This window comes from Tenacibaculum halocynthiae (assembly GCF_964512825.1).
In the GTDB taxonomy this organism is placed as follows: domain Bacteria; phylum Bacteroidota; class Bacteroidia; order Flavobacteriales; family Flavobacteriaceae; genus Polaribacter; species Polaribacter halocynthiae.
The window spans coordinates 18,647-42,858 of the sequence record NZ_CAZELG010000016.1; the positions used below are offsets into that span (position 1 = coordinate 18,647).

The following is a 24,212-nucleotide window of genomic DNA, read 5'->3' on the forward strand; positions in this document are numbered from 1 at the left end:
ACATTGACTAAAACTATAGTAAATGAATACCAACAATCACATAAATTATATAGAATTTACAGCTAGTAATCTTGAAAAGATAAAAACATTTTACACCAATACTTTTGAGTGGGTTTTTACCGATTATGGTCCTAACTATGTTGCTTTTTCAAATAGTGGTGTAGAAGGAGGGTTTGAAAAATCTGAAAAGAAAATAAAAAACGGGGTATTGGTCGTATTATATCATAAAGACTTAGAAAGCATTCAAAATTTAATTGTCAAATTTGAAGGAAAAATAACTAAAAATATTTTCTCATTTCCTGGTGGCAGAAGATTTCATTTTACTGATCCTTCTGGAAATGAGCTCGCTGTTTGGTCAGATAATTAAGATTTATTTTTAGTTCTTTTTTCATTATATACCTCAGCAATAGTTTTAGCGTCAGTACATGATTTTATCTGTATAAACTGATCTCCAGATTTTACAAAACCAGTTTCTAAAACTTTAAAATAAATTCCTGAATAATTCTGTTGCCAAAATTGCTTTACAATTTTCATATTATTAAAACGAACTCCAAGTTTCATACATGGCTCTCTTGGCTTAGTTACTTCTAATATTGCCTCCCCTACTTTATAAGTATCTCCTACATGAATCTTAGTTTCATCTAAATCGTCAATTGTTAAATTTTCACCAAACATTCCATGTTGCCATTCCAAATCTGGATAAAATTCTTTCCAATACTCATAATGTTTTTGAGAATACCCATATACAGCTTGATCTACTCCTCCATGGCTTTCTCTATTACAAATAGCATCTCCTTTTATTTCTTCAACATCTAAATAAATAGCTTTTTCAACAGGAAATTTAAAAATACCAGTAGTAATCGTTTTTCCTTTCCAATCTACTTCTTTACGTTCTCCTATGCTTGTAGCTATTATTTTCATGAAATAAGATATTTAATAAAACAAAGATAAGTTAATACGCATTTAGCGTATAGTTTATGTACTCATTTTTCAACGAATACACATCATTAACTATTTTCATTACCACCTTATACACTTCTATAGTATCAGTATTTCCTCTCAACCTTAGAAAGTAATCATTTTTCTCAACTTCAGTAAACTTTTCAAATAATTTTGATGATTTAAAATTACTTAAATTCTTACTGTTATCTAATTTATCTTTATGAAAAGACACTTCAATTACTATTGCTTTATCATCTGGAAAATCAAAATTCAAATCCCATAAATTAACATCTCTTTGCTTATATAGCTGCATTAACACTTGCCCATTTGATCTAAAAACATCTAATTGGAGGTTTTTTATCTTCAAGGTTTTTTAACCTATTTAAAAGTTCAAATAACTCATTTTCTTTAATCATGCTTTTCTCAAATTAAATTATTTTTTAACTTTTTTCATTGTTTTTTGATAATAATACATAAAACCAAGACCAGAAAGTCCAACTCCTGTAGCCCATCTATTAAATTTTCCAGGTAAATAAACCTGTGGCCAGGGTTTCATTCCTGATCCAAAAACAGTTTTGGGAATAAAAGTAGCTCCTCTACCATAATAGACTCTAGGAAAAGGTAAAATTAGACCTCCTAAATACTTCTTCCCTCCAATACGGATCCCTCCTTTTGGTGCTCTTCTTAACATTGAATAAACTGGCTTAGAATAATCAAATCTTCCCAATGACGTTTTCACAATTTGTGATGTTAAATGAGGGTTGGTTATTCTGAAAGCGTACCTAATCATTAGATTTTGTACCTGCTTAGTAGCAAATCCTAACAACTTTTTACCAAACCAACCTAATCCTTTTGCTATAAAAGGAAGTGGAATAAAATCTCCATAATGCCCAGGAGTAGCAGCACCATTAGCCAACCTTGATCCGTTTAATCCAGAACTTTGCCAAATACCAGGAGAAATTCTATCTGAAAAGGAAGGATTAAAAGGGTTATCTATTTTTTGAGTAGACCCTCCTAAATAACTTCCTAATAATTTATCTATAGCATCACTGTTTGAAGGCCCACCTAAATATGTTATTACATCATAATCATTACCTCCTTCAAAACTTACTTTAATATACTTGTATACTTTTTCTCAAAATACCATAGAGCTATAAAACCATGCTACAATATCATATGATATGGCTTTATTTCAATTATAAAATTTCTTTTTTTATCTCATTTATTTTTAATAGCAAATCTTTTTTGTAAGTATCAATATTTAAACCATTTATATCTGGAAAACCATGTGAAACTGCATCGAAATAATACGCTACTCTTGTAAGAAATGAATCATTACAAGTTTCTAAATAATTGTCAATATCACTAATTAAATCATTTGAAATATAATCTTCAGGTGGAGCAACATAAAAAGCTTCCCTATTATTGTCATTTAATAATGCTTTTTCTAATGCGGGTATATATATACTATAAAACTTAGCTTTATTCATCTTTTTTAAATTTATTACCATCTTCTTTTACCATCTGGCCCTATTTCCCATGGCCTATGATATTGTAAATTATTTCCTTTCCCTCTATCATAATGTAATAGTTTTTTATTTTTCCAAAACCATAGTCTTGATAATCTTGCTGTTTTACGAGATGCTCTACCTAATTTATGAAAATCTATTCTATTTTTCACACCATCCACCTAGACCACTACCAACCAGCTGGTTACCCTCTAAACATTAATGGTTTTATACCCAATGGCCTTATAACATTCCACCAATTGATATTGGAGATTTTTAACTTATTTATTGAATTTAAATCTAAAATTACAGGAAACATTTTTTACTTTCCACTTAACGTTGGATTATACGTTCTAATACTTTCTATATCAGGAAAGTTTAAACTAATACTCTTCCCTATCCAGACAACACTATCTTCAATTCCTTTGAAAAAGATAAATGAATTATTTAAATTTGTATAATCTTTCCATGATTTTCTAAAAAAACTACTATTAATCTTAATTTCATTCACCGATAGAATCATGGCAACATTTTCATACTCTTGCCATTCTTCAATAAAAAAATCTAAAAAACTTAAATCATTAGTTCTATGATACTTGGAATGATAAATTTTATCTTTGTACTCTTCATCTGAGAATAGTACACTTACGTTTTCGGGAATAATCTTAATACTTTCTTGAGTTTCATCAAATATTTTACTGGTGACTAAATAAAAATTCAACTTATTATATTGTGAAAAACAGGATACAAGTTTCCTAAACACAATTCTATCTTTCCAAACAGTAAAATCTATTGAATAAATAGATCTTAGGTTTGAGTTATGTTGATTGATTTCTCTCAAATATTAATTTAAATCTACAAACTCCTGTAAAAAAACATCAAAAAAAGAAGTATTGGAATAAGACTTTATCTCAAAGTATTTGAAATATTTTTTAATCTCTTCTTCATAATTCATCGACCATTGTCTATTATTTAATCTAAGATCTAAATCATCCTTAATCGATATCCAAAAACCGTAGTCCCTTTCTTTCATTTCATTTGCAACCCATAATCCCTTATTCAAAATATCTTCGGATATCGAGTTAAAATATTTAATAAGAATAGTCCTCATTTTATTATAATCATTCTTCTTTATTAAAAAAGAATACACTAAAGAACTGAACTCATCGATATTATCCATAGAAATAGAAAACAAGTAATGGTATTGATCTAATAATTCAATTAAAACATCAGTCTTGTCTTTCCTGTGGATTAATGCTAACTCCATAAAAAAATTATGTTCATACCCTTTTTTCAGCATATCATAAGACCAACTCAATAAATCATCTAAAGTCACAAGTTCTAACTCAAACGCTATTTTTAAAATATTAACTTTCATAATTATTAATAAGGAGCTTCATGAAAAATTTTCCAACTCCATGGATTAAATGTTATATCAAATTTCCTGTTACCTATAGAATGGTAAAACCTTATATTATTCCAACTTTGCACTTGAATTTTACCATTGGTTAATATTTCTTTTCTAAAAAAAGTAGCTCCCCTGTGACCAACATCTCTTTGCCCTATCCCTGGCCATCCTCTACTAGTAATTCTTGAATCAATTCTTGCTGTCTTATATATAAAATTACCTGTACTATATCTTAAATTAAAACTTCCAAAATTAATAGTTCTAATTAATTGTCCAGTTCCAAAACTGAAAGCCATCCCAGGTGCACTATGTCCTGCCGCATAAGACCAATCATATAGTGACATTTGAGACATAGTATCATAAGCTCTTCTTCCTGCGAATGCCCAAATATCATTCCCTCCAGATAAAGCAAAATCAGTAATAAAAGCTCCTGTATTATTTGCAAAATTAACAACCCCTTTTAATGTTGTCTCTTTAGGAGACTCAGCAAAAGAGACAAAATCATTACCCCTTTGAGATAATCCATCATTCCACCCATTTTTTATATTAAAATAAGCAGCTCCAATAATACCATATCCTGGAATACTTCCATCTCCCCCAAAAGCTAAAGATAACATTTTTAAAAAACCATTAGAAGAAGAATCAGATCCAACCCACATTAAACCTGGTTTAACTTTACTCCCTTTATACCATTCTAACTTATTAGATTTACTATTCCAATACCAATCATAAGGCTGATTGCCTCCCTCAGCTTTAGCTAAATCTTCTGCACTCATCCCAAAATTATAAATTATCCAATTTTCTCCTCTAGTTCTACCTAGCCCAAAGCCGGCAGCATCAGAATCGGCTCCGCTTGGATCAGCATAATATATTGGGTTATTATCAAAAGCATTATACGGTGATAAACCATGGTGTATAACTGGGTCTTGTACTACCCAACGTGCCAAAGCAGGATCATACGAACGCATATCCATTTCATACATATTGTACCCTAAACTTTCTTCAAATTCTTTGCCGTTATATTTATACTTTTGAGCTATGATATTTCCATTAGGAATATATACTCCATTATATCCTTTATGCTTTAAACCAAAGGGATAATAGTTGTTCTCTTCTATAATTTCAGAAGTTGAAATAGTACCGTTGTTATTTACATCAGTATATGATAAACGTACATTACCTAAATGGTCGTTGTATTGGTATACGTATTCAAATGATGAGATTGCTACACTACCGCTAGCAATCACAGGTTTTACATACCCTTCTGGTTGACTAAAAAATTGTAAAGAATACGTTAAAGTATTGTTTCCTCCTGGAGGTAAACCATTACTTATAGAACCTGAATACACATAATTACCAGCATATTGTGTAATTTTAGTAGTTGAAAAATCATTTACTGATTTTAACAGTTTATTTCCCATAGCATCATACACGTAATTAATTCTACCTCCTGAACCATTTGTAAATGTAATTTCAGTTGGTAAATTTAAATAGTTATATTTTATACTACCAATATCTTTATTTTTATCAGATATTAAGTTTCCACTACTATCATAAGTATAATCTAATTTGTAAGGTTTATCCTTAAAACCATAATTCTTGTTTCCATTATCAATAACTGCATTTAATTTATTACCTGCATCATACTCATAAATTAAATCATCCATATTACTAAAACTTACTGTGTTTTGCCAACCATTTCTACGAAGTGTTTTAATATTTCCGTTTAAATCATAGGTAATATTATTAACATTATAATTAGAGGTATGTGAACCAGTAGCTTCATACATTCTATTTAAATCATCATACGAAAACAAATACGATTTAGTGGATGAATCTTGGCTTAATGTACTCCATGAAACCTGAGAAATATTACCATTATACAATTTTTTAGTGGTGTCAGATACATCGTTATATTTTAAACTTAGGTTAAATAAATCGTTATCGGAATTTGAATCGCTATTTATGCTTTTAAGCCATCCTCGTATCGTATATTTATAGTCTACGCTTTGTAAATAATTAGTTTCTGATTTTCCTACTTTTTTATTTTCTACAACACCTAATTCATCATAGCTGTTTTTTGTTATGAGCTCTTCTTGTTGATTATTTATTTTTTGCTTTTGAGTAAGTACCCTTCCAGTATGATCATACGTAAATTTATTAACCACTGTTACTGTTGCTACACTTGAAGTATGTGTTTCAGTAGCTTCTATAACTTTACCAACAAAATCAAGATTAGATTTAATTACATCTGTAGTATTTAAATAATCGTTTTTACTTGCCACATAAATTGGACGTTCTTTATCATCATACCCAGTAACTGTAGTAATCCATTTTGTCTCTCCTAATACTTTTACTTTACTTCCAGTAGCTAATCCTTTTGTAGCATTAGAAATTGTTTTTCCATAAACGCTTGCAGGTATTGATAATCCGTTTTTATCAAAATTATAGTTATCAAAATAATTTACAGTATAAACATCTTGAGAGTTTATAGCTGTTGGAAAAGCCACATTGGTGTAACCAAACATACTTGTACCTCGTTCTTCTACTAATACTACATGGTTATCAATTGCATTTTGTATGTTAATTCTTGAATCGTTGCTTTTGTATACCCCCGTATAAACTTCTCTCCCAAATTTGTCAAATTTTATAAATGACCACTCTTTGTTAGTTTTTGCTCTTTGTAAAGGATTTTGAGTTAATACAGGTCTGTCTAATTTATCATATACAACGTATTCCCATCCTTTACCCGGATCTTTCTTTTCTACCAGTCTATTTTTATCATCATATTTATGAATATACCCTAAATCATTTAATTTTGAAGTGATTTCAGATAAATTAGAATTATGTACATTTACATTAGGAGAAAGTACAAATGTTAAATTTCCATATATATCATACACATAATATGTATCATGTTTTTGGGTATTATTGTAGGTTCTTTTTAAAACAATATTTCCTTTTTTATCTTTAAATTCTTCTGTTGTTTTATTAACACCATCTGATGTTTTCCAATTCTCATCTTTTGTTATTACTTTATATAATTGACCTGGTAAACACCAACTACCTCCTGTTAATGTAGGTGTGTTGTTTGTACTTAAATTAACTTTAAAAAGCTTTACTTCATTAGCTATATTTGTTTGATACTCAATTTTTGTTTCATGTCCGCTCCCTAAAGCCCATGAATTTCCTGGAGCTGCTTCTTTAAAAACTCTATTTAATGGTGAATTGTCAAATTGCTTTTCTGTAAAAGGATTTAATGTATTTTCATATTTAGGGGTGTTATAAAAATTTAATATTTTAGATTTTGCCGTAGCTTCAAAACCTCCTTTATTATTAGAAGAAACATACGGTAAGTATTCTTTTGCTTTTCTTCCAAAAGCATCGTATTCATAATGTTGTACAATATCTTTTTTCAAAGGGCTCTGTTTAATTGCTCTGTCTTGCAAAGCTCTTCCCAATCCGTCAAAATATTTAACACTTTCATTTACATCTTTATTGAATGAAACAACTCCAGTTGTAGTTGGTACTTGAAAAGTTTGAGTGAAAATATAATTTTCATTACTTAATTGAACTGGGGTATATGCATCTTCAATTATTTTTGCAGTAAAAACACTTCCGCTTTTTATCCATGTACCAGGTTTTAGTATTATTGATTTAGATGCGGTTAAAACCTCTGTACCTGTAACTGTGTAATTCTCTTTAACAATTGTTTCTGGAATAGTGGTCTGTGCAACTATACTAGTTGTTATAAGTAAACCTAAGTAAAAAAGGTATTTATTTAATTTTTTCATTTTTTAGCAATTTTATTAGTACGATGATTTGTTATGAACTAAAATACCATTAGCAAAAAAGTTATGGTTTTTACTTACTTTATCTAAATTATATGTCTTTTGAGTTTCTGAGAATAACTTCTGACTTACTAATTTAATTTCTTCTACCTTTTTCTTATTCGAATTATAAAGTAATACAAAATCACCTATTTCTATTTTCTTAACATTAAGCCCATATTTTATTTTTGTCATTTCAGGATTATATGAAGCCCAACCTTTTCCCTTTACATAATAAGGATGATCTAATGTATTTGTATTTGTTATGTTTTTTTCAAAAGTAAAAACAACAAGGTTAGTATGAATTGGTGACACTAAATTATTTATTACTCCAACCTCCGTTTTTTGTGTTTTAATATTATAAGTTAAAACTTTATCTCCTACAGAAACTTCTTCTATTAATTTTTGTTTTCCATCAGCCAACGTAATTTTTGTTCCTGCTACAAAACAAGAATTAATTTCAAATTCTGGTTGAATAACAACCGATTTACTTCGTATAACGAAATATCCACTTTCTATGTCAGTAACTTTTACACTTAAATTCACGGTCACAGGCCTTCCAGATGTATTTGTTAAGAGTCCTGCTGATTTTGGATATACAGGATCATCATACTTTAAAGGCGCACCAACACCTGATGTGTTATTTGGGATATACCATTGGTATGAAAAAATATCATAACTACCTCCTTGTGGAATATCTACCCAAAAATTATTTTGATTATTTGTAGTTGAAGCACCTTGAATTTCTCCTACAAAAAATGGTTCATTACAATGAGCAGCATACACCGTAATAGTTTTAGTTATTTGAGTATTATTATCATCCGTTACTTTTACTTGTAAGTTTCTACTCTCACCACATGGAATGTCTACAACATAATCATATTCGTCAGCTAAAACAGTAGTTGTTCCAACCAAACTCCATTGATATTTATAGTTTCCTTTTCCTCCTTTAACAAAAGCTGCAACTACCGTTTTATGATTAGTTGCCGATTGTTTTGAAGTATAAAAATCTGTAGGCCTTTTTTTAATTTCTAACTGTAAGTTCTCCTCATGGATATTTTCTGCTGTTGGCGACAACTTATAGTTATATGTATTTCTGCTTACAATATTATTATCTTTATCTTTAACAAGGTTTAATCTATGAAAAGTATCGTAGCTAAAATATTTTGTTTTCCCATTAGGGCTCGTTATTTCATTCGTTCCTTCAAGTGGTGTATGAATATAACTATACACCTGTGCATTAGGCAGTGCTGCTCTCAAACTATTTAATTTGATTTTTAACTCATTATTAGACAAATTTTGCAGTACATCCAAATTATTTATATTTAAAGCTACTAATACTTCAGATAAGTTAGCTCCTATAATTTCTGCAATTTTGTGTTGATAACGATACCCCCATAATACAGTTACATGTGTTCCATAATTATCTGAGTACTCAGTAAGGTTCCCTCTAATATCATAATTATGAAATTCTTTTTTTACTTTTAATGGAGCTATACCTCTTGAAGATTTTGTCGCTTTAGGTAAAATTTTATCATTCCCAAAATCTTCAAGAATAGTTTCTGATGTTGCTAATAAAGTATTATTTTCATAAACAAATGTTTTTACAGGAGTTAAAATATTTAACTCTTTTAATTTTAAAACATTTGGGTTCGACAATACTTCTAAATCAAAAGGGTATAAAGATTTTTCTTTAATGATTTCACCATCACCAATAATGTTTAATGACTCTTTTACAAAAGGTCTATTAACGTCATAAATATATTGTTTTTCGCTTTTTATTACCCCTTGAGAGGAATATTTTTTTTGGGTAGTTTTTTTTAAATTAAAAGATTCAGAGGGTAAAACACTTGTAAATTTAGCAAAACCTGTATTGGTTCCGGTTGAATATGCTAAATTAGGGTAAAATGTAATTATTCGTTGATCAATATTAAAACTGTTATATTCAAAGTATTTGTATTCATTCTCTTTACTTGTAATTAACACATTATTTTCATTGTATACTTTTGATGTTAACAACCTAGATCTTTTTACAGAATAGTCTCTGTATATATCAAGTAAATATCCTTTACCAATTGCGTCATTAAGCCAATTTGTATTAGAAGTATTTCCATGTAAACTATAAGTTGAAGGAGTAAAGTTAGGGTAATCAACTGCATTTGTATAAGTATTTATTGTATATCCATTATTTACTTCTCTACTTTTAACTCTAGAATAAGTTACGTAAGCTCCATTAGTTAACTCTAACTTAGTATTGGACACTTGTTTTGTTACTGGTTTGTATCCAAAATTATCCGTTTTTGCTCCCATAAATAACGGCAAATTAGTAATACTTCCTGATGATTTTCCATTTTCAAGAGTATACTCATACAATATCTTTTTTTGTAAAATTTGTTTATTATATAATTCTTGAGATTTTAAACGAAGTCCTCCACTATTGACTGTTGTTCCTTGAAAATTAAATGTATTCAATTCAAAATTAAATTTTGTAACCCCACCTGTTGGATATGTTATTTTAGATAATGATGCAGCCTTAGTATAATTAATATTGGGTACTTTACTTGCATTCCCTCCTGGTAACATAGTATATCCTGTAAAAGGGAACGGAATTATTGATTTTTTTCCTTGCCCTGCTTTATAATATGATTTAGGAAAATACTGCTTTTCATTGATACTACTAGTTCCATTATAATATCCCATAAAATCTTGATCTACAGAAAAACGTTTTGGCAACTTACCCGTATTATACTCAAAACTGTATCCAGGCATTACCTTTTTATCCTTATCAAGAAATTTTACACTATTTAAACGAAGTCGGTAACAATAATTATTAGAACAATTTTCAATTGAATTAAAATAATCATGCTCAAAAACAACTCCTTTTATAAAATTTCCTTGATTATTTCTAATTTCAATTTTTTTCAAAATCTTTCCTCCTCTAACATCTAAACGATTAGAGTCATAATAAAAATCAATTACTCCTTGAGGAAATACTATTTTTTTTAAAGTTTTTGTTTTACTAAAATCATGTTCATAATTAACTTGGCTAACGACATTAAATTTATCTAGAGTTCTTTCAATCCTCCTATTATTATCTACTATAAACGTGTTTTCATAAAAATACTCCACCCTTTTCTTGCTCATTGGACTCTTTATCGAAGATAAATGTACCAATCCTAAATCTTCTGTATCATCTTCTATAAAATAAGGATGTTTTCTAAAATTATTAAATAACTCTTCAGCTTGTTTGTCTGTTAAATTTTCAGACCATACAGGAAATATTAGATTATCTGTTAAAGGATACTTTGTACTATTTTGACTCCGGGAAATTTGAAAAGATTGATATGTTTCTCTTTCTTTAAAAGAATAAACAAACCCTTTATTAGACTTTATTTTAAACTTAAAATTATACTTATTAGATTCTTTATTATAAGGACTAGATAATTTACTAAATGCACTTTCTATTTTATTAACATTATTTGAAATTTCAAAAGCTTCTCCATTTTTCTTGTGAGTAAATTTTGTTGACAAACCAGGAGCCATTACATAAAAAAGATCCGGTCTACCATCTCTAAACCCCTCAATTACTGGTATATTACTCACTTCAAAAAGATGGCTTAGATACCCGTATTTAGTGTAAACATACCCTGGAGGACTTGGAACTATATCATTCTTTATAAATTTTGTTTTCAAATCATGAGTTCCAATTATTTCTTTTGAAATTAAACCAGATGCATTTAATGTCCAGTTAAGCCCTACTGAAGAAGCAGGAGCATCAACTTTTACCCCTCCTGTATCATAAGACAAAGAAATAGGAATTGATAATCCATCTAATTTTATGGTATAAATAGGGATTTTTACATCAATTTTCCCGGTAGACTCATTTACAGGTAAATAATTTGCATTTAAAAAAGTCGTTACTCCTGGAGATTTCATAGGCTTAAAATCCTGAGCATTAACTATCAAAACTGATAATAAAACAATATATAAAGTAAAAATGTTTTTTTTCATAAAATTTATTTTTTGGTAAATTGCTAATAGAGGTATAAACCTCTTATAGAAGAATTTTGTTTTTTTTAAAAAAACTTAATTATTTGAATTTTAGCTTTTTTTGTTACAAATATATATAAATATATTAAAGCAGAAAATCATTTAAAACATCTGCAATTTTACGATTATCTGACAACTGAGGTATTTTATTCTGTCCTCCAAATTTACCTATAGATTTCATGTACTCATGAAATCCGCCTTTTTTTACTTTTCTAATAACTAGTGGACGTAATATTTTTCCCTCAATTAGATCTTGATAATATATATTTTGTGCTTGCATAGAAGCATCAATCTTTAAAGATAATTCTTCAATATTGTTTGGTTCATTTTCAAATTCAATAAACCATTCATGATAAGGTAAGCCGTCCTCAGGGTTTATTTGCGGTGCTACCGTAAATTCACTAACATTTATATCGGTACCAATAATAGCTTCATTTAATGCTTTTTCTACTTCCTTTCCTATAACATGTTCTCCAAAAGCAGAAATAAAATGCTTAATACGTCCAGTTACCTTAATTCTATAAGGTTTTAGTGACGTAAACTCTACTGTATCTCCAATATTATACCCCCATAAACCGGCAGAAGTATTTAAAATGATTACATAATTAACTCCAATTTTTACATCTTTTAATGATATTCTTGTTGGACTATCTTCAAAAAATTCAGTGGCTGGAATAAATTCATAAAAAATTCCTGAATTTAACTGTAATAACATTCCTTTTTCCGTTTGAGAATCTTGATACGCTATAAATCCTTCTGATGCTGGATACAACTCTACATAATCTATTTTCTTCCCTATAAGCGCTTCAAACTTATTCTTATACGGTTCAAAATTCACTCCTCCATACACGAAAAAATTAAAATTCGGAAATATCTCAGAAATTGTTTTTCCTGTTTTATCAATTAGTTTTTCAAAATACATTTGAACCCATGATGGAATCCCACTAATTACCGTCATATCTTCCGGTAATGTTTCTTCAACCACTTTATCTACTTTTGTATCCCAATCTTCAATACAATTTGTTTCCCAACTTGGTAAACGATTTTTCAACAAGTAATTTGGCACATAATGTGCTGCTATACCACTTAAACGCCCCAATTTTACACCATTTTTATCTTCCAACACAGGGCTTCCCTGAAGAAATATCATTTTTCCATTAACAAAACTAGCATCTTTAGTTTCTGCTATATAAAATAACAATGCGTTACGTGCTGCCTTAATATGAGTTGGCATTGACTCTTTAGTTATAGGAATATACTTGGCTCCAGATGTTGTTCCAGATGTTTTTGCAAAATAAATAGGTTTACCTTTCCAAAGTACATTCTCTTCTCCTTCTACAATTCTATCAACATAACTCCGTAAACCTTCATAATCATTTACAGGCACACGTTTTTTAAAATCTTCATAAGTATTAATAGATATAAAATCATGATCTTTTCCAAAAGCCGTTTTACACCCTTCAGTTATTAAGTACTCAAATACTTTTTCTTGAGTTTGATGCGGATTATTAGCCCATTTATAAACTCGTTTTCTTACTTGCTTAGCAAAAGGTATTGCTAATTTTGATTTAATACTCATTTACTGAAAATCTATATAATTTATTGGATTTACTGGGTACCCATTATTCCATAACTCAAAATGTAAATGCGGTCCTGTAGATAACTCACCTGTTGAACCTACATTTGCTATTACCTCACCTGATTTTACTATTTCTCCCTGTTCTTTTAACAATGTTCCATTGTGTTTATAAACAGAAATAAACTTATTAGTATGCTGTAACATAATTACATAACCAGTTTCAGCAGTCCACTCTGCTAAAATAACTGTACCATCAGCAATTGCCATAACAGGAGTACCAGTTTGAGCAACAATATCAACAGCAAAATGTTTTTCGTTAACATCAAATTCTTGAGACATGTTTCCTTTTAATGGAGAAAAGAATACGTTTTTTGCTCTATTTAAACCTCCTTCGGTTAAAGGAAATCTATCTTTACTTTCTACTTTTTCTCTAAAAACTGAATCTTTTTTAGTAGGCTGTAATAGTTTCTCATCTAAAACTACTCCCATTCCATCACTTATAATAGAGTCTATTTTTTCTGGTTCTATTTCTCCTGTTAAAACTGGCTTAATAGCTCTTGTATAATTCTCTAAAACTGTTAATTTTTGTTTTAATGAATCTGCCTTATAAATTAAACGGGTTGCTTTCTTTTTTAATGATGTTGAAGAATATCCCGGTATATATTCTCTTAATGAAGTAAAAGCTATTATTAGTGTTGTTAACATCACTAATAATATTGAAAACAAACCACCAAAAACAAATACATTTAATCTTGATAATTTTAAAGAAAATCGCTCTTGAAAAGTATCTTCATTTAAAATAACCAATCTGTATTTGTCTGTTAGCTTCTGTTTTAACTTTCCTTTTTTATGTTTTTTGGCCACAGTTAAGTAATATAGTAAGTTTGGATTTCAAATATACAACGAAAATTTTTCAATTCTTTTCTTACAGAAGTATTAAAATTTTGTTATAATCCTAATAAATATGCTACAGAAAACATAAATGTCCCTGTAGTTTTAAGGTTAGATTCTCCTTCTAAAGCTGATGGAAGATTTAAAATATACCCTGCTTCAAAATCAAATCCGGCATAGGAATATTGAAGAGGTAATAAAAACTGTGCATTCAATAACCCAAATTCATTGTTTTGTTTATACACAGTAAAAACTCGATCTCTAAAAGTAAAAGTTTGCGCTAATTGAATTGTTTGTTGAGCTACAATAAGTCGTAATTCTGGTCTAAATTTTAATTCATTTTTCTTTCCTTTCGTTAATGAAATTTCACCATAACTAGACGATACTATTTGAATAGAACTCTCACTTCCAAATAATAGACTTGTAGCTAATTCAGTTCCTAAAGTTCTTGATTTGTTGTCTAACTCTAAACTAAAATTTATTGCGTTCTTTAAAGGATTGTTGCTTGGTTCACTAAAAAAATACCTATCATAATAAGTTGACCACCTAAATTGTTTATTCTTACCAAATCGTTTCCCATAACCAACTGTTATTGAAGTATAATCCCACTTAGGTTCTAATTCATTGTAATAAACACCAGAAATTCCTGCAAAATACCCTTTCGAATGAATATAGTTTATTTGAGGAGTTATAGAAAATTGATCTATTCCAATATCTCTTCCAGAAAAATATGTTTTGTTATTATAATTAATTGAAAAATGTAAAAAATCTAAATTTTCAGATAATTTAAATAAGTCTTCAATAGTTTCATCATTAAATAAACTATCTAAGATTTCATCTTCTTCTGTTATTACATCTACTTCATTACTTTCATTTTGTTTTTCTTGAGCATATGATGCTATAACACTAAATAGTAACAAAAATTTTAAGCATAGTTTTTTCATGATAATTTAAAAATACAAAAAGTGGTTGAACTTTCAACCACTAAAATAAAACAAGTTTATAAAAATCTTATCAATTCCTTATTCTTCTTCTTTTCTCTCTATTTAAATTTTTTTTTATATTTTTTCTAACCATTTTCTTTTTATTCCCAACCCTTCGCTTTAATTGTTGTCGTTGCTTTGGTGTTAATGTTGCTCTAAACTTAGCTTTTACATTTTTTACACTCACATTATTTTGCTTTATAATTCTTTTTTGGAAAGAAGTAAGTGTATTTTTTAAAGCTATCTGTCTTTCTACTTTTGTTAAAGAACTATTTTTTAATATTGTTAATTGTTCTTGTGAAAGTGTTTCTTTAAACGCTTTCCTATGTTTTTTTATTAATTTTTTTTGAGTCTTTAATAACTCTTTTTGCTCTTCTGAAAGGTTTAACTCTCCTTGTAAATCTTGAGAATACACTTTAAACACACTTAAAAAAAGTGATATTAAAATAATTCCTATAACTTTCAAACTTCTCATCTTTTATCTTATTAAACTCTATTCTTTAGACCCTTATATTCTAAAAAAGTTGTAATCTATTCTACAAAAACTTCTTTTGTAAGTAATTCTTCATTTACATATTCATCTAACAAATCATCAATATCAGATTCTTCTTCTATAATAGATGCTATTAAAATGTCATTCTCTAATTCATAGCCTACATTATCAAAAGGATTATATACAACTAAAACAAATAATAATGCTATTACTGCAGCTGCAGACCAAATGTACATTTTCTTAGAAAGAAAAATGATTTTTCCTTTTTTATTTTGACCAATAGTTTCACTAAGTATTGAGTTTTTTGATTTTTCAAAATAACCGTCTGGCACACTTAGTCCTAAATCTTTTTTATGTATTTTTTCTGAATTCACATCTAATGTATTTCGATAGATAAAGTTATCACTTTGTACGCTCATTACAAACTATGCTTTAATTTTTTCTATATATTCAATAGTAGTAATGTTTTTTTCTATGTGTTTTACAACTGCATAATAATGCGTTTTAATTGTACTCTCACTAATTTTCAAAAGCTTAGATATTTCCCTAAACTTTAAATTATCATAATATTTCATCTGAAAAACTCTTTTTTGGTTTTCAGTTAATACACTTAATATTTCATGTAATTTTATTTGAGCTTGTTCCCCATCAAAAAACACATCACTTTTTAAATTACTTAAAAAAGCATCATCTACTTCTTGTAACGATGAAAAGCTTTTCTTTTTTTCTTTCTCTAAAAACCGAATAGATTCATTATATGCTATTCTATACATCCAAGTGTGCAAAGAACTTTCTTGTTTAAATTTTGATAAACTTTTATATACTCTTATAAAAGTATTTTGCAGAACATCATCTGCATTTTCATGAGTTCCTACTATTTTCCTTATATGCCAATACAATCTTTCCTGATACAAATCTAATAATTTTGTAAAAGCCCTATCTCTATACTTTTTACTTGATAGTTCTTTTATAAAGTTAGCTTCATTCATAGTACTTATAGAATAGTGTTGATTGTTAGACCCTTTAAAAGGAAAAAAGTTTTAATAAAATAGTTAATTTATTTTAAAAAGCCAAATTAAGTATCTCAATTTGGCTTTTAAACTGCTGCTATTTACGTTTTCTATTTTTCAACGTTATTTCTTTAACCCTTCCAGCTTCATCAGTAATTGTTGCTAAATTATCACAAGAACCATCACCAAAATCCAATACATATTTGCTAGTCCCTTTAGTTAATTCAACTACACCACTAACAATATATTTACATGCATATTCTCTTCTTAAGCTAGTTGTGATTTGTGCTTTTTTAGCATCACCATTTTTATTAACTGACTCCCAAAAACCTGAAATTAAAAACACATCATCTCCCCTATCTTTTGTATCAGCACCTGCTATTTTTTCTTTTACTTTTTCTCCTTTTTTAACAATAGTTTCTCCTGACTCTAATGTAATTGTAATATCAACGGTATGCGTTCTCTCAGGATTACCATTTGTATTTTCTTTTACTTTGGTTGCCGACATTCCTCCTTCAATAGCATTTCCATTAACTGAGAAGTTTTCAAATGATACGGTTTTAGAAAATGAATCATTTTCACGAACATATTCTATAATAATTTTCCCAGCAAAAACTCGCCCTTTTTTCCCTTCACAACCAGCTCCAAAATCTAAAGTTACTATTTTACCGTTTGTGGTATTTTCAACAGTTCTTTCTAAACAAGATGGATGATTACTAGTTGTTGTTGTTCCTCTTGACGCTAACTCACTTTCTACAGAATCATCTTCAATAACATCATCGACATCTGATGATATATCATCTGCTAAAACAACTTTTAATGCTTCTTCGGTTGTTAAATCATTATTTAATAGTTCTTCATTACTATTTGACTCACATGAAGTGAATACTAAAAGTCCTAAAAATGCAAGGTAACATAAATTTCTTTTTACAAATCTTAAAGTCATAATTACTAATTTTTAATGTTAATCAGTTCTTTGACCTAAGAAGTTTTAAAAAGTTTTAAAAAAAGTTTATTTTTTATAAAAATTCATCTCATCAATATACTTCCATACTTCATTAGAAAGGAGTGGACGTACTGATTTATCTAGCTTTATAGCATTTCGAATCATTGTAGAAGAAATTTGAACAATTGGAGCTTCTACCCTATTAATTTTTATATGATTATCAAATTGAGTCTCTATAATCCCTTCTGATATTCTAGGATAAACATAAACACTATAATCATCTAAAATAGCTTCATAGTTTTTCCACTTATGAAAACTTTTCAAATTATCCTCACCCATTATAATACTAAATGAGTGTGCTGGATATTTATCAGAAATATGAGTTAAAGTGTTAATTGTATAATTAGGTTGAGGCAAACTAAATTCAATATCAGACGGTTTAATTTTATCATACTCTTTAGTTGCCAAGTACACCATTTCTAAACGATGGTGATTATCTAAAAGTGAACTTTTTTTCTTAAAAGGATTATGAGGTGTTACCACCATCCATATTTCATCAAGGTCAGAGTTTTCAACCATATGGTTCGCTATAACCAAATGCCCCATGTGTATAGGGTTGAATGTTCCAAAATACAATCCTACTTTTTTACTCATAAATAAGTATATTAATGCTTAGTAGTTTTTTTTAAACCTAAAAACTCATCTACTAAATCTTCAGCATCTTGTAATGCTACTTCTAAATCGTAGTTTTTTATAATTTTATCAAACTGAGGTGCAGTTGCTAGTTCTACAGAAGCTTTTGCTACACGCATGTTAATTTTATCTTCACTTTCTTCACCTCTATTTTTTAAACGTCTAATAAGCTCATTAATATCTGGTGGTTTTACAAATACAGCTAATGTTTGTTCTGGAAATTTTTCTTTTATACGAAGTCCTCCTACAACATCTATATCAAAAATAACATGCTTTCCTTTTGCCCAAATACGTTCTACCTCTGTTTTAAGTGTTCCATAAAAGTTATCTCTATATACTTCTTCCCACTCTAAAAACTCTTCACTTTTAATTTTTTGTTTAAAATCTGCTAATGAAATGTAATAATAATCTACTCCATCTTTCTCATTACTTCTAGGTTCACGAGAGGTTGCTGAAATAGAAAATTCTAAATTAAACCTATCTTGAGCCAATAAATGACGTACAATTGTTGTTTTTCCTGATCCTGAAGGTGCTGAAAACACAAATAATTTACCTTGAAAATCTTTCACCATTTTTATAATACGTTTAAAATTTGCTCTTTAATTTTTTCTAACTCATCTTTCATTTGGATCACAATTTTTTGAATTGGTGCAAAATTCGCTTTAGATCCTGTAGTATTTATTTCTCTTCCAATTTCTTGAACAATAAAACCTAATTTTTTTCCATTAGAGTCAGCAGTAGCTAATTGTTGTAAAAAATAATCTAAATGATTTGCTAAACGCACTTTTTCTTCATTAATATCTAGCTTCTCTAAATAATAAATAAGTTCTTGTTCAAAACGATTTTCATCAACTTCTACCTTCAAATCAGTTAACGCTTTTTGTAATCTTTCTTTTACATGATCTATTCTATCACCATCTAGCTTTTTAACTTCTTCTAAAGCAGTTTTTATATTTTCAATTCTTTGTTGAAAATCTTCTTCTAATGATTTTGCTTCGTCTTTTCTATATTGAACAATTTCTTTTACAGCAACTTCAATATGAGTTTCTATTTGTTTCCATTCTTCAACATCTAATTCTTCTCTTTCAGTTTTTAATGCATCTGGCATTTTTATTGCCATTTGTAACAACTCTACATCATCACTTGAACCTGTTTGAACAATATTTCTTAATTGCTCCATATACTCTTTAACAACTCCTTTATTTACAGTTGTTGAAGTTTCATCAGCAGTCATTTCTACATAAATTGAAAAATCTACCTTTCCTCTAACCAAACTACTAGCTAACTTTTTTCTTACCGTTAACTCTTTTTCTTTGTAGTAAGATGGAATACGAGTATTTAAGTCTAAATTTTTACTGTTAAGCGATTTTATTTCAATAGTTACTTTCTTGGTAGGTAACTGCAATACGGATTTACCGTATCCTGTCATAGACTGTATCATATTTTCAATTTAATGAAGTGCAAAGATACACTTATTTATTAGTAGTTTTTGGCACTTGCTTTGTTACTAAAGCAACCCCTAAAAATATAAGTAACGTTGCTATTACTTTTACAACATTTAGGCTATCACTTCCTCTAAACAAAGCAAACATTGTAGCTAATACTGGCTGTAAATATATAAACACACTTACTGTTGTTGGTTTTAATGTTGTTAATGCAAAAAGGTTAAATAAATAAGTAATACAAGTTGAAAAAAATACAACATACCCAATTTTTAAATAAACCGATGTGTCCATTGCATTAAAATCAATATTCATTAACTCAGTAAATCCGAAAGGCAATACCATTATAAAACCGAAGAGATACAACCACCTAACAAAAATTATCGGATTGTATTTATTAATTAGTTTTTTTACTAGCACTAGGTACAAACCGTAAGAAGCTGCATTTATAAACACTAAAAAGTTGCCTAAAACCACATTACTTCCATGTTTACTAGATGTATTTCCATAAATTATTAGAATAACTGCTCCTATTAACCCTATAATAACTCCTAGTATTTTTATAGGTACTATCTTTTCTTTTATTAATATGGAAGAAAAAATTAGAACCAATATTGGCGCGGTTACCATTATTGCTGATGCACTAATAGGCGTTGTATAACTTAACCCTTTAAAAAAAGTTAACATATTTAAACAAACACCAAAAAAAGCTGCAACGGCTATTCTTTTATAATCTTCACGCTCAATTTTCTGTTGTTTAATAAACAAACTTGTTATCCAGAAAAAAATAGCTGCTCCTCCTATTCTTACTACTATAAAACCGTAAGGTAAAATATGTTTTGGCATTACCTCTTTAGCTATAGTAAAAGTTATTCCATAAATTAAAGCAGTTATAGAGAGAGCTATTAAAGCTAAAGTTCTTCCATTCATACGTAAAAATATAAAGTGCAAAATTGAGAATAAAATTCAACTTTCCACTTCTTTTTTATCTAAAATAACTTCAAAAAAAAGCACTACATAGTGTAGTGCTTTTTCCTTTGGTTGATTAACTTTTGATTAGTCCACTAAAGGTGGTATTCTTAACACTTGTCCAGGGTAAATTTTATCTGGATGTGATAACATTGGCTTGTTTGCTTCAAAGATAACTGGGTATTTCATAGCGTTTCCGTAAAATGTTTTCGCTATTTTCCCTAAAGTGTCACCACTAACAACAGTATGAAACTGTGCCATATCCTCTTCCTTAATCTCTTCAACTTCAGCAACAGTCATATTATCTTCAACAGATGCAATACCTTCAGTATTACCAACTACTAAAACTACTTTTTCTTTAGTTGCTAAATCAGCAGCTTCACCGTTTATTGTTGCTTTATCATCGTCAATATCTACTGATAAATCAGTTACAGATAATTCTAAAGCGTTAACAGCATCTACTAATTTCGAAGCTTTTTCAGCAGCTTCCTCTTCTGTTGTTTTTCCGATTCCAAAAACTTTAGCTCCGGCATTCTTAATAAATGAAAAAATTCCCATTCTTTTTTTGATTTTTTGTTAATTAATACTCATTTTCGTTTGACTAATATACAATTTTTATACCAAAAAAATAATATTAAAAAATTCATATCTATCTACAACTATATAACAAATAAATCAACTTTTGATAGCTATATAAGTTCTTATCAAAACAACTAAATAAGTTTTCTTTTTAATTTAATCATTTCAAAAAATCAATGCATAAAAAAAAGCCGTTAAAAACGACTTCTTATTTTTTTATCCCTTAAACGAATTCCAACCTTGAGCTTTTAATTCTATTTCTTGGTTTGCTCTTGTTACCAAATTCATACCTTGATTCTCCTCTGTAATATGACCTATAACACTTAAATTAGGATTCCCTTTTATTTTATCATAATCATCTATTGAAATTGTAAATAACAACTCATAATCTTCTCCACCACTTAGAGCTACCATAGTTGCATCAATTTCAAACTCTTCGCAAGTAGAAATTACTTGAGGGTCTAAAGGTAATTTCTCTTCATATAATTTACATCCCGTTTTACTTTGCGTACAAATATGCATTATTTCAGAAGATAGCCCGTCTGAAATATCAATCATAGATGTTGGTTTAACATCTAATTCTTTTAATAATTCAGGAATATCTTTACGAGCTTCTGGTTTTAATTGCCTTTCAATAATGTAGGTATAATTATCTAAATCAGGTTGATTCTCTGGATTTACTTGAAATACTTGTTTTTCTCTTTCTAAAACTTGTAATCCTAAATACGCACCACCTAAATCACCTGAAACAACTACTAGGTCAGTAGGCTTTGCTCCACTTCTATAAATTACATCTTCCTTATTTGCCTTACCTATTGCTGTGATTGACAGCAACATTCCTTTTGTAGATGAAGTTGTATCTCCTCCAATTAAATCAACATTATAAGTATTACAAGCTAATTGAATTCCAGCATATAATTCTTCTAAAGCTTCCAATGGAAATCTATTTGATATAGCTATAGATACTGTTATTTGCTCAGCTTCAGCATTCATTGCATATACATCAGATAAGTTAACCATTACTGCTTTATAGCCTAAATGCTTTAAAGGCATGTAACTTAAATCAAAATGAACTCCTTCGATTAATAAGTCAGTAGTTACTATTGTTTGTTTTTCAGATGAATCTATTACAGCTGCATCATCTCCAACACTTTTAATTGTTGTTTTATGGTATGATGAAAAGTGTTTTGTTAAATGTTTTATTAAGCCAAACTCACCTAGTTCAGACAACGACGTTTTTTCTTGATTTTTATCTTCTAACATCTTGCAAAGATACTACTACGAATGTAAACTAAACAAGAATTATACAACATCCTTTTTTAAGGTTTAATTTTTCTCTTAGGGTGTTTACTTACTTAATTGTTAAACTTATACACATAATCTTTATATATTTCATAAATTTGTCTTAATCCAAAAATTACATCATGATAAGAAAAATACTTTTTTTACTTTCTTCTATTATATTTTTCACAAGTGTTTCCTACTCGCAAACACCTTGTTCTAGTGGAAAAGCTGGCGATTACCCTTGTAAGGGTTTTGATTTACTATCAAACATTCCTGTATCAACTTTGGCTAACAGTAATAAAAGTGTTAATGGAAATGCCCCGGACGGAAGTGATATTTGGGGATGGACAGATTCTACTACCAACAAAGAGTATGCTATTGCAGCAATGACCAATAGTACAGCTTTTGTTGACGTTACTGACCCTGTTAATCCTATTTTTTTAGGAAGACTAGATTCTAATGCGAACAGTCATTACTGGAGAGATGTTAAAATATACAATAACCATGCTTTTATTGTTGCTGATAATGTTGGTAATCATGGAATGCAGGTTTTTGATTTAACTAAATTAAGAAACGTTACTACACCACAAAATTTTACCGCCGATAAAATTTATACTGGAGTAGGTAGTTGTCATAACATTGTTATTAATGAAGCAACAGCTGTTGCTTATTTAGTTGGTTGTAAAAGCACTAATGGTGGTGGACCAATTTTTGTAGATATTTCAGACCCTAAAAACCCTAAAGATTTAGGTAATTATACTGCAGATGGATATTCTCATGATGCTCAAGTTGTAACCTACAATGGACCAGACACACCATATAAAGGAAAAGAAATTTACATAGGTAGCAACGAAAATGAAGTGGTTATTTTAGATGTTACTGATAAAGCAAATGTGAAAAAAATTTCAAATATAGACTACCCACAAATTGGATATACTCATCAAGGTTGGTTTACTGATGATCACCGATTTTTTATTCTTGGTGATGAAACAGATGAAAAAGACCTTGGCATGAACACTAGAACTTTAATTTTTGACCTTCAAGATTTGGATGCTCCAAAATTATCTTCAACCTATCTTGGAGCTACAAAAGCTATTGACCATAACGGATACGTTAAAGGAAATGAATTTTATATGGCTAGCTATAGAGCTGGATTAAGAGTTTTTGATATTACCAATATAGCAGCTTCAACAAACTCAATGACTGAAACAGGATACTTTGACACCTATCCTGCTGATGATAATACAGCTTTTGACGGTGCTTGGAGCGTATACCCTTATTTTGCTAGTGGTAATATTATTATCAATGACATTAATAGAGGGCTTTTTGTTATTCGAAAAAGTGGAACGCTTTCTTCAAGTTCTGAAAACTTAAAAGAAAGTAGTTTTTCAATAAATCCAAACCCAACTAATACCTCTCCTATAATTACTGCTCAAAACAACACTATAAAATCAATTGAAGTATACAGTATTTTAGGAAAAAAAATATTTTCTAAGAAAAATATTAATCAAACAAAATTCGTTCTACCTATAAACCAAAATGCAAAAGGCATTTATCTTGTTAAAATAAACGGTAGAACATCAAAAAAACTAATTCTTAAATAAC

The 24,212-nt window shown here is 29.0% G+C and carries 24 protein-coding genes; 2 read left to right on the top strand and 22 right to left on the bottom strand.

Annotation, left to right across the window (positions count from 1 at the left end):
• Positions 1–22 precede the first annotated feature (22 nt).
• Positions 23–367: a VOC family protein gene (locus tag ACKTTQ_RS05365; protein WP_299135857.1), complete on the top strand. Its 345-nt coding sequence runs from the start codon at positions 23–25 to the stop codon at positions 365–367.
• Here ACKTTQ_RS05365 and ACKTTQ_RS05370 read toward each other — a convergent pair.
• The 22 genes from ACKTTQ_RS05370 to thiL all read right to left on the bottom strand — a co-directional run bounded on the left by ACKTTQ_RS05370 (position 364) and on the right by thiL (position 22,586).
• Complete coding sequence (locus ACKTTQ_RS05370; RefSeq protein WP_093870015.1) at positions 364–921, bottom strand: MOSC domain-containing protein; 558 nt, start codon at positions 919–921, stop codon at positions 364–366. The genes ACKTTQ_RS05365 and ACKTTQ_RS05370 overlap by 4 nt on opposite strands.
• 31 nt (positions 922–952) lie before the next feature.
• Positions 953–1,309, bottom strand: coding sequence for a hypothetical protein (locus tag ACKTTQ_RS05375; RefSeq protein WP_408048606.1), 357 nt, complete (start codon positions 1,307–1,309; stop codon positions 953–955).
• 66 nt (positions 1,310–1,375) lie between these two features.
• A complete protein-coding gene (locus tag ACKTTQ_RS05380) occupies positions 1,376–1,858 on the bottom strand; it encodes a hypothetical protein (RefSeq protein WP_408048607.1) in 483 nt (160 codons plus the stop codon).
• A gap of 280 nt (positions 1,859–2,138) precedes the next feature.
• Positions 2,139–2,432: a hypothetical protein gene (locus ACKTTQ_RS05385; RefSeq protein WP_408048608.1), complete on the bottom strand. Its 294-nt coding sequence runs from the start codon at positions 2,430–2,432 to the stop codon at positions 2,139–2,141.
• Positions 2,433–2,446: 14 nt separating this feature from the next.
• Positions 2,447–2,623, bottom strand: a complete 177-nt coding sequence (locus ACKTTQ_RS05390) for a hypothetical protein (RefSeq protein ID WP_408048609.1) — start codon at positions 2,621–2,623, stop codon at positions 2,447–2,449.
• Positions 2,624–2,772: 149 nt separating this feature from the next.
• Positions 2,773–3,171 carry a hypothetical protein gene (locus tag ACKTTQ_RS05395; RefSeq protein ID WP_408048610.1) on the bottom strand — a complete coding sequence of 133 codons (399 nt, stop codon included), beginning with the start codon at positions 3,169–3,171 and terminating at the stop codon, positions 2,773–2,775.
• A gap of 123 nt (positions 3,172–3,294) precedes the next feature.
• Complete coding sequence (locus ACKTTQ_RS05400; protein WP_408048611.1) at positions 3,295–3,828, bottom strand: hypothetical protein; 534 nt, start codon at positions 3,826–3,828, stop codon at positions 3,295–3,297.
• 5 nt (positions 3,829–3,833) lie between these two features.
• A complete protein-coding gene (locus tag ACKTTQ_RS05405) occupies positions 3,834–7,652 on the bottom strand; it encodes a DUF6443 domain-containing protein (RefSeq protein ID WP_408048612.1) in 3,819 nt (1,272 codons plus the stop codon).
• Between the two features lie 15 nt (positions 7,653–7,667).
• A complete protein-coding gene (locus tag ACKTTQ_RS05410) occupies positions 7,668–11,699 on the bottom strand; it encodes a hypothetical protein (RefSeq protein WP_408048613.1) in 4,032 nt (1,343 codons plus the stop codon).
• Between the two features lie 124 nt (positions 11,700–11,823).
• Complete coding sequence (locus tag ACKTTQ_RS05415) at positions 11,824–13,317, bottom strand: GH3 auxin-responsive promoter family protein (RefSeq protein WP_408048614.1); 1,494 nt, start codon at positions 13,315–13,317, stop codon at positions 11,824–11,826.
• Positions 13,318–14,181: a M23 family metallopeptidase gene (locus tag ACKTTQ_RS05420; RefSeq protein ID WP_093870013.1), complete on the bottom strand. Its 864-nt coding sequence runs from the start codon at positions 14,179–14,181 to the stop codon at positions 13,318–13,320.
• Between the two features lie 83 nt (positions 14,182–14,264).
• Positions 14,265–15,152: a hypothetical protein gene (locus tag ACKTTQ_RS05425; protein ID WP_113785867.1), complete on the bottom strand. Its 888-nt coding sequence runs from the start codon at positions 15,150–15,152 to the stop codon at positions 14,265–14,267.
• Positions 15,153–15,222: 70 nt separating this feature from the next.
• Positions 15,223–15,666 (bottom strand): Spy/CpxP family protein refolding chaperone, encoded by a 444-nt coding sequence (locus tag ACKTTQ_RS05430; RefSeq protein WP_093870011.1) that lies wholly within the window; start codon positions 15,664–15,666, stop codon positions 15,223–15,225.
• Between the two features lie 56 nt (positions 15,667–15,722).
• Positions 15,723–16,103 (bottom strand): hypothetical protein, encoded by a 381-nt coding sequence (locus tag ACKTTQ_RS05435; protein ID WP_299135860.1) that lies wholly within the window; start codon positions 16,101–16,103, stop codon positions 15,723–15,725.
• 6 nt (positions 16,104–16,109) lie between these two features.
• Positions 16,110–16,673 (bottom strand): RNA polymerase sigma factor, encoded by a 564-nt coding sequence (locus ACKTTQ_RS05440; RefSeq protein WP_093870009.1) that lies wholly within the window; start codon positions 16,671–16,673, stop codon positions 16,110–16,112.
• Between the two features lie 118 nt (positions 16,674–16,791).
• The gene (locus ACKTTQ_RS05445) at positions 16,792–17,640 is read right to left on the bottom strand and encodes a hypothetical protein (protein ID WP_113785865.1); all 849 of its coding nucleotides are present in this window, start codon (positions 17,638–17,640) and stop codon (positions 16,792–16,794) included.
• A 66-nt stretch (positions 17,641–17,706) separates the two neighbouring features.
• A complete protein-coding gene (nadD, locus tag ACKTTQ_RS05450; RefSeq protein WP_299135861.1) occupies positions 17,707–18,294 on the bottom strand; it encodes a nicotinate (nicotinamide) nucleotide adenylyltransferase in 588 nt (195 codons plus the stop codon).
• 11 nt (positions 18,295–18,305) lie between these two features.
• A complete protein-coding gene (gmk, locus tag ACKTTQ_RS05455; RefSeq protein ID WP_093870006.1) occupies positions 18,306–18,905 on the bottom strand; it encodes a guanylate kinase in 600 nt (199 codons plus the stop codon).
• 2 nt (positions 18,906–18,907) lie between these two features.
• Positions 18,908–19,774, bottom strand: coding sequence for a YicC/YloC family endoribonuclease (locus tag ACKTTQ_RS05460; RefSeq protein ID WP_299135862.1), 867 nt, complete (start codon positions 19,772–19,774; stop codon positions 18,908–18,910).
• Positions 19,775–19,805: 31 nt separating this feature from the next.
• Complete coding sequence (locus ACKTTQ_RS05465) at positions 19,806–20,705, bottom strand: DMT family transporter (RefSeq protein WP_299135863.1); 900 nt, start codon at positions 20,703–20,705, stop codon at positions 19,806–19,808.
• Positions 20,706–20,831: 126 nt separating this feature from the next.
• Complete coding sequence (gene lysM / locus ACKTTQ_RS05470) at positions 20,832–21,302, bottom strand: peptidoglycan-binding protein LysM (protein WP_093870003.1); 471 nt, start codon at positions 21,300–21,302, stop codon at positions 20,832–20,834.
• A gap of 237 nt (positions 21,303–21,539) precedes the next feature.
• Complete coding sequence (thiL, locus tag ACKTTQ_RS05475; RefSeq protein ID WP_299135864.1) at positions 21,540–22,586, bottom strand: thiamine-phosphate kinase; 1,047 nt, start codon at positions 22,584–22,586, stop codon at positions 21,540–21,542.
• 161 nt (positions 22,587–22,747) lie between these two features.
• On the opposite strand from thiL, the gene ACKTTQ_RS05480 reads away from it, so the two are divergent.
• Positions 22,748–24,211: a choice-of-anchor B family protein gene (locus tag ACKTTQ_RS05480; protein WP_299135865.1), complete on the top strand. Its 1,464-nt coding sequence runs from the start codon at positions 22,748–22,750 to the stop codon at positions 24,209–24,211.
• Position 24,212: the final 1 nt, after the last annotated feature.

Bases quoted from the DNA above. Each gene is read 5' to 3' on its own strand.
- thiL (WP_299135864.1), bottom strand. From the start codon at position 22,586: ATGTTAGAAGATAAAAATCAAGAAAAAACGTCGTTGTCTGAACTAGGT.
- ACKTTQ_RS05365 (WP_299135857.1), top strand. From the start codon at position 23: ATGAATACCAACAATCACATAAATTATATAGAATTTACAGCTAGTAAT.
- ACKTTQ_RS05435 (WP_299135860.1), bottom strand. From the start codon at position 16,103: ATGAGCGTACAAAGTGATAACTTTATCTATCGAAATACATTAGATGTG.
- ACKTTQ_RS05400 (WP_408048611.1), bottom strand. From the start codon at position 3,828: ATGAAAGTTAATATTTTAAAAATAGCGTTTGAGTTAGAACTTGTGACT.
- gmk (WP_093870006.1), bottom strand. From the start codon at position 18,905: ATGGTGAAAGATTTTCAAGGTAAATTATTTGTGTTTTCAGCACCTTCA.
- ACKTTQ_RS05415 (WP_408048614.1), bottom strand. From the start codon at position 13,317: ATGAGTATTAAATCAAAATTAGCAATACCTTTTGCTAAGCAAGTAAGA.
- ACKTTQ_RS05445 (WP_113785865.1), bottom strand. From the start codon at position 17,640: ATGACTTTAAGATTTGTAAAAAGAAATTTATGTTACCTTGCATTTTTA.
- nadD (WP_299135861.1), bottom strand. From the start codon at position 18,294: ATGAGTAAAAAAGTAGGATTGTATTTTGGAACATTCAACCCTATACAC.
- ACKTTQ_RS05410 (WP_408048613.1), bottom strand. From the start codon at position 11,699: ATGAAAAAAAACATTTTTACTTTATATATTGTTTTATTATCAGTTTTG.
- ACKTTQ_RS05385 (WP_408048608.1), bottom strand. From the start codon at position 2,432: ATGAATAAAGCTAAGTTTTATAGTATATATATACCCGCATTAGAAAAA.
- ACKTTQ_RS05440 (WP_093870009.1), bottom strand. From the start codon at position 16,673: ATGAATGAAGCTAACTTTATAAAAGAACTATCAAGTAAAAAGTATAGA.
- ACKTTQ_RS05405 (WP_408048612.1), bottom strand. From the start codon at position 7,652: ATGAAAAAATTAAATAAATACCTTTTTTACTTAGGTTTACTTATAACA.
- lysM (WP_093870003.1), bottom strand. From the start codon at position 21,302: ATGGGAATTTTTTCATTTATTAAGAATGCCGGAGCTAAAGTTTTTGGA.
- ACKTTQ_RS05370 (WP_093870015.1), bottom strand. From the start codon at position 921: ATGAAAATAATAGCTACAAGCATAGGAGAACGTAAAGAAGTAGATTGG.
- ACKTTQ_RS05430 (WP_093870011.1), bottom strand. From the start codon at position 15,666: ATGAGAAGTTTGAAAGTTATAGGAATTATTTTAATATCACTTTTTTTA.
- ACKTTQ_RS05425 (WP_113785867.1), bottom strand. From the start codon at position 15,152: ATGAAAAAACTATGCTTAAAATTTTTGTTACTATTTAGTGTTATAGCA.
- ACKTTQ_RS05465 (WP_299135863.1), bottom strand. From the start codon at position 20,705: ATGAATGGAAGAACTTTAGCTTTAATAGCTCTCTCTATAACTGCTTTA.
- ACKTTQ_RS05480 (WP_299135865.1), top strand. From the start codon at position 22,748: ATGATAAGAAAAATACTTTTTTTACTTTCTTCTATTATATTTTTCACA.
- ACKTTQ_RS05460 (WP_299135862.1), bottom strand. From the start codon at position 19,774: ATGATACAGTCTATGACAGGATACGGTAAATCCGTATTGCAGTTACCT.